This window comes from Thomasclavelia sp. (genome assembly GCF_017889095.1).
Taxonomy (GTDB): Bacteria; Bacillota_I; Bacilli_A; order Erysipelotrichales; family Coprobacillaceae; genus Thomasclavelia.
The window spans coordinates 1-5672 of record NZ_JAGHEW010000231.1; the positions used below are offsets into that span (position 1 = coordinate 1).

The following is a 5672-nucleotide window of genomic DNA, read 5'->3' on the forward strand; positions in this document are numbered from 1 at the left end:
AAAAACAAATTGATCAATTTCAGTATTTTTAAAAGCGACTTCAGCCATCTTCCCCGTTCCACAACCAATATCAAGCCAAGTTATCGGCTTATTTAAATATATTTTGATAAGATTGATCGTTTGGATATAGAAATCTTGATAATAGGGAACTGTCTTATTAATTTTGTCATCATATTCTAATGCTTCAAATGCCATCTTATTATTCATTTTCTTACTCCAACTTAATAACATTTTCTAATATTTTTTAGTGTTTTACCATACACAAATATACGATTAATTTATCTTTTTTATATTTTTCACCTTTATCAATTACATATATAGGTATTAATCATAATCTAATAATAGAATTTTCTAACATTGATTTTATTCCTTTTAAGTATAGCATAAATTAGCATATTAAGGCATAAATTACAAATTCATGCCTTAATAAAATATAGTTTTAAATTGATGAACCAATTGCAAATCCTTCTCGAATTGCTGATTGCAAAGAGCGTGCTTTTTTACAATCACCAATATAAAAGAATTGTTGAGCACTTCCTGCAAATAGGAAAGCTTCATCTATTTTTGCTGTATATCCTGAAGAAAGAATAATTGTATCTGCATCAATTATCAATTTTTCATTATTCTTTTTACATATAATTTGATTATTAGAAATCTTTTCGACTTCAGTACTAACTAAAATATTAAAATTATCGCGTTTTTCCCATTCACATTCTACTAAATAATAAAAATGTTCAAAAGAAGCTTGTGGCATCAACATTTCTTGTTTTTCGATAATAGTTGTTTCTTTGCCATGCCCGTTTAAATACAAAGCCGTTTCCACTCCGACTTCACCACCACCAATAATAACAACCTTATTACCAATCTTTTCTTCATGCAAATAAGCATCTTCAGTAAATAAAATATTTGCCTGTTTAATTCCTTCGATTGGTGGTATGAAAGGTTTTGCACCAAGTGCCACAATCACAGCATCAAAATTTTGTTTTTTAATTAAATTACTTGTTGCTTCTGTATTAAGTTCGATTTTAAAACCTGTTTGATAAGCCTCATTAATCAAATAATCAGTATATTTTTTTAGTGGCCATTTAAAATCAGCAATTCCAGCAATTTTTAACTGTCCTCCTAATTGATTACTCTTTTCATACAAGATAACTTCATGCCCTCTTTTATAAGCACAAATTGCTGCTTCAATCCCGGCTGGTCCACCCCCAACAACAGCTATTTTCTTTTTAGTTTTTACTGGTGTTACTAAATAGTCAAGTCGATCATTGATACAATAACGAGGATTAACCGAACATACCGACGCAAAAGTTGCATTATTAGCTGCTAAAAGGCACTTATTACAACGAATACAAGGCACCAAATCATTCGCTCTATTTTCTAACAGCAATTGTCCATATTCAGGGTTACTAATCTAACCACGTGCCATACCAATTAAATCAGCCTCTTGATTTCCAATTATTTTTTCAGAAGCCTCAGGATCAAAGTTGCCACCAATTGTTGAAACTAAAACAGTAGTATTAGCTTTTTTAGCTGCTTTAGCCATGAATGTAAATGGTCTAACTTTTCTTTCATATCCTGTAGGATGAGCATGATCGATTTCATCACATCTCAATTGAACAACATCAATATATTTATCTGCAAGTTCCATAAATTTAATTGTATCATCTAAACTCCATTCATTCCCTTTTTCTTCACTATAGCCAGTAATACTCATTTCAATAATAAAATCTTTGCCACACGCCTTTTTTATTTCCTTGCACAAGTATAAAGGAAACCGACATCTATTTTCTAAATCATCACCACCAAATTCGTCATTTCTACGATTAGACCGTTTTGATAAACAACGTCCCAACAAAGACAATTCATATGAGGCATGTAAAAATGCACCATCAAATCCACATTCTTGTAATCTTTTACAAACATTTACCGTTTGCTTAGCTGATTGATAAAGCATTTCTTGAGACATTTCTTGATTCATCTGTCTTTCAGTAATATTATGCGGAATATAACGGGACAAGATATTTGCAATATCATATCCCTTCGGTGCAGCACATGACATTCTAACCAATAATCTAGAATTATAAAAATGAACTGCTTCTGTCAAATGGGTCAAATAATGAGCACATTTTGTATCAAATATATCCATACCCATCATATGCCCTGAAACAACAACATTTTTTGTTGTCGGTTTTATTGGCAATCCATCACTTTTGCATATATGTACTGTAATCAAAGAAGCACCATTTTTAGCTAAATTAGAATAATAGCGAATCATCCTTTCTGAAGGATAACTTTCAGGTCCCTGGATAAAAATAGGTGTACTTGGTCCTACTTCTAAACGATTCTTTAAAATAATACCTGCATTTTCTAATTTAACTGGTGAAAATAAATTTGGATAATTAATCATATTATTATTCCTCGCTTTCTTGATCATGATATAAATACAATGTTAAAACTAACGTAACAATAAACCCAACGATACAAGCTACTAACATCCAAATAAAATTTGCCATACCGCCTGGTAAAAAAGCAACAATATTCCAAATCGAACTAGAAAGCAATCCATATGCAACTGCATGTGTAAGTCCAGCAATAGCACCACCTACACCACCGCCCACAAAGGCTGCATACAACGGTGTTTTATATCTAATTGTAATTCCAAATAGTGCCGGCTCACTAACCCCACCGATCCCAGCACTCAAAAAGCTAGCTAATGCATTGGATTTAATACTGGCATTTTTAGTTTTAATAAATACACCTAAACATGCTGCACTTTGACAAAGAGTTGCAATTATCCCTGTAACAAAAACTAATGGCTCATATCCTAATTCACCAAATAAAGTAATAGCATAAACCACTAACGTCATATGCATTCCTGAAACAACGATTAATGGTGCAAATGCTCCCATTAAAGCTACACCAATAAATCCAAATGACTCATATAGCCAAACGATGGCATTTCCCAAATATTTTCCTAATACAGTCCCTAACGGACCAATGATACATAGCATAATCGGTAACATAAGCATGATTGTAATAAACGGAACTACAATTGCTTGAATAAATTCCGGTGTAATCTTTCTTATTAATTTCTCAATTTTTGACATAATATAAACACCTATAACAACTGGCAAAAAGCCACTTGAATAATTAACTAAAGTTATTGGTAATCCATAGATATTTAATGGTGTATTGTTATTTACAGCCTCTATCAATGTTGGATGAATTAATATTGCTCCTAATAATAACCCTAAAGGTATCGAACAGTTTAATTTTTTAGCTGCATAACCTCCAACAAACACTGGTAAAAAATAAAAACCAGCATCACCAGCAAATGTTAAAACTTGATAAGTTCCACTATCAACATGCCAGTTAAAAAGTTCCATTAAAAGAACTACGATTTTTACAAAACTAGTTCCAATTAAAATTGGTAATACTGGTGCAACTGCTCCAGAAATATATTCTATTACTGCGTTAATACCAATATTTTTCTTTTGATCTAAATTTTCGTTGATTGTTTCTTTTTTTTCAAAATCACCTAGTTTGCATATCATTGCATATATATCATCAACTTTTGCACCAACAATAATTTGAAACTGATCACCAAACCATTGTGTACCTGAAACTTCAGAAATTTGTTCAATTGCTGTTACATCAATTAAATCAACATCTTTTACATTAAAACGTAACCGTGTTACACAGTGTGTAAAATAAGTTATATTTTCTTTACCACCTACTAACTTAATAATTTGTTGTGAAACATCTTCATAATTTTTCTTTACCATATTTACCTATCCTTTCTATTTCATTCAATCGATAATTGCGCGCTTAATCATTGATTGTCATGACCTTTAATAAAAATAAAACCTTATACACAAAATGATCCCATTTTATGTATAAGGTGATGCCCTAACGGTAACATTCCTTTCTAGTACATAATCTATTTATATGTAACATTAAATAAAGTTTTTCATCATCATTTAGCTTCAAATTTATCTTGTCAACAAGATACTCACTAATTATTTGAGCACAATGATATACTTTTGGAAATTCGATTTTTAATTCTTCATATATTTTACTATTTTCCGAATAAATCAACTGCTTATTTTGTTTCTTTTTTAATAAATAGTGCATATGCGAAACAAATCTAGAATAATTAAATTGATCTTTATTGATAACTATCTGATACTCTCGTTCAATAATCTTAGTTACTTCATTTATTATCTTTTCATCACTTAATTCTATTTTTGAATTATTATATTCCTTTGCATTAATGAGATGTAATGCAATAAGCGAAGCTTCATTTGCAGGTAATACAATATCCATTTGCTGCTTAATTAATTTTAAAGCGTGCAAGCCAACTTTATACTCATTTTCAAATAAATGATTAATATCATAAATAATTGGTAATTTTAAACTCATATTTTCTTCAAATCTTTTAATCGCAAAAGTTATATGATCAGCTAAAGTAAAAACAATATTACCGCTATATGGACATTTCAGTTTTTCTTTTGCATAATCTACAATAAGTGTTGATACTTTTAAAACATCATCTGGAATATTGTTGATTATTGATAAATATTGCTCATCCACACTATAATAAGTTCGTTCAATCATTGATAATTCAACTTCATAAGGAATTTCATGAAAACCTATTCCTTTACCAAAAGCAACCACTTCGTTCCCGTTTTTTGTAATACATAAAACAGTATTATTATTAAATCTCCTAATTGCTTTCATAATCGTTTTGCTCCTTATTTCTTAGTTAATTTAATTAATTTAGACTCCAAATTTAATCCTTCATTATTTTTTAAAAACGTAATATTAAAACTATCTGAATTGGGAATTACCATCACGGTAGTAAGATCTATTTTATTTTCATTCATGATTTTATTATCATAGCTTATTAATAATTGTCCTTGTTTGACTTTATCACCTTTTTTTACATGTACCTTAAATCCCTTACCATTTAATTCTACTGTATTTAATCCAATATGAATTAATATTTCTACATTTAGCATTCCTTTTATTCCAATTGCATGTTTTGTTTCAGGAATCATTACAATATAGCCATTACAAGGAGCATATACTTTATTACTATTATTAATCAAACCAATACCTTCTCCCATCATCTTACACGCAAAAACTTTATCTGCTACATTTTCTAAAGCTATTGATTTACCAAATACCGGCGAAAATAAAACTAGTTCTTTCTTCAATAAACTAAACATATATTACTACCTCCCAAATAAAAAACTCTTTGAAACACAACCAAAACAAAATAAAAATATTTTGTACGGTGATGCCTCAAAGAGTAACATTCCTTCTAGTTTTAGAATAGCACGATTTATAATCACTGTCAATCTTTTCTATTTATTTACATAAATTTAAAAAAATCTTGGCAAAATAACGGATTTCAAACAATATATCATAGAAATATAACAACTTATAAAGTATTAAAATCTATTTATTTTCATTTTCTGATATTTTTAATGTTTTATCTTATTATTTTAATTTATTAATTATATTTACTTTATATACAAAAAAAACTCTAAGCATTGCTTAGAGTAATTTACAAATGGCGTCCACGAAGGGATTCGAACCCCTGACCGCACGCTTAGAAGGCGTGTGCTCTATCCAGCTGAGCTACGTAGACCTCTCTCTTGACT

Annotated in this window: 6 protein-coding genes and 1 tRNA gene; all 7 read right to left on the reverse strand. The window is 29.7% G+C overall.

The window, feature by feature from the left end; all coding sequences use genetic code 11:
- A partial coding sequence (locus J7M77_RS09985) for a hypothetical protein (protein ID WP_296878064.1) occupies nucleotides 1-207 on the reverse strand: 207 nt, incomplete at its 3' end.
- 232 nt (nucleotides 208-439) lie between these two features.
- Nucleotides 440-1360 (reverse strand): FAD-dependent oxidoreductase, encoded by a 921-nt coding sequence (locus J7M77_RS09990; RefSeq protein WP_296878066.1) that lies wholly within the window; start codon nucleotides 1358-1360, stop codon nucleotides 440-442.
- A gap of 54 nt (nucleotides 1361-1414) precedes the next feature.
- Complete coding sequence (locus J7M77_RS09995; RefSeq protein WP_296878068.1) at nucleotides 1415-2410, reverse strand: hypothetical protein; 996 nt, start codon at nucleotides 2408-2410, stop codon at nucleotides 1415-1417.
- A gap of 4 nt (nucleotides 2411-2414) precedes the next feature.
- A complete protein-coding gene (locus tag J7M77_RS10000; protein WP_296878070.1) occupies nucleotides 2415-3788 on the reverse strand; it encodes a PTS transporter subunit EIIC in 1374 nt (457 codons plus the stop codon).
- A gap of 124 nt (nucleotides 3789-3912) precedes the next feature.
- The gene (locus tag J7M77_RS10005; protein WP_296878071.1) at nucleotides 3913-4743 is read right to left on the reverse strand and encodes a PRD domain-containing protein; all 831 of its coding nucleotides are present in this window, start codon (nucleotides 4741-4743) and stop codon (nucleotides 3913-3915) included.
- Between the two features lie 14 nt (nucleotides 4744-4757).
- On the reverse strand, nucleotides 4758-5234 hold the full coding sequence (locus J7M77_RS10010; RefSeq protein WP_296878073.1) for a PTS glucose transporter subunit IIA: 477 nt from the start codon (nucleotides 5232-5234) through the stop codon (nucleotides 4758-4760).
- A gap of 348 nt (nucleotides 5235-5582) precedes the next feature.
- A tRNA-Arg gene (locus tag J7M77_RS10015) sits at nucleotides 5583-5659 on the reverse strand.
- Between the last annotated feature and the right edge of the window lie 13 nt (nucleotides 5660-5672).

Bases quoted from the DNA above. Each gene is read 5' to 3' on its own strand.
- J7M77_RS09995 (WP_296878068.1), bottom strand. From the start codon at position 2,410: ATGATTAATTATCCAAATTTATTTTCACCAGTTAAATTAGAAAATGCA.
- J7M77_RS10000 (WP_296878070.1), bottom strand. From the start codon at position 3,788: ATGGTAAAGAAAAATTATGAAGATGTTTCACAACAAATTATTAAGTTA.
- J7M77_RS10005 (WP_296878071.1), bottom strand. From the start codon at position 4,743: ATGAAAGCAATTAGGAGATTTAATAATAATACTGTTTTATGTATTACA.
- J7M77_RS10010 (WP_296878073.1), bottom strand. From the start codon at position 5,234: ATGTTTAGTTTATTGAAGAAAGAACTAGTTTTATTTTCGCCGGTATTT.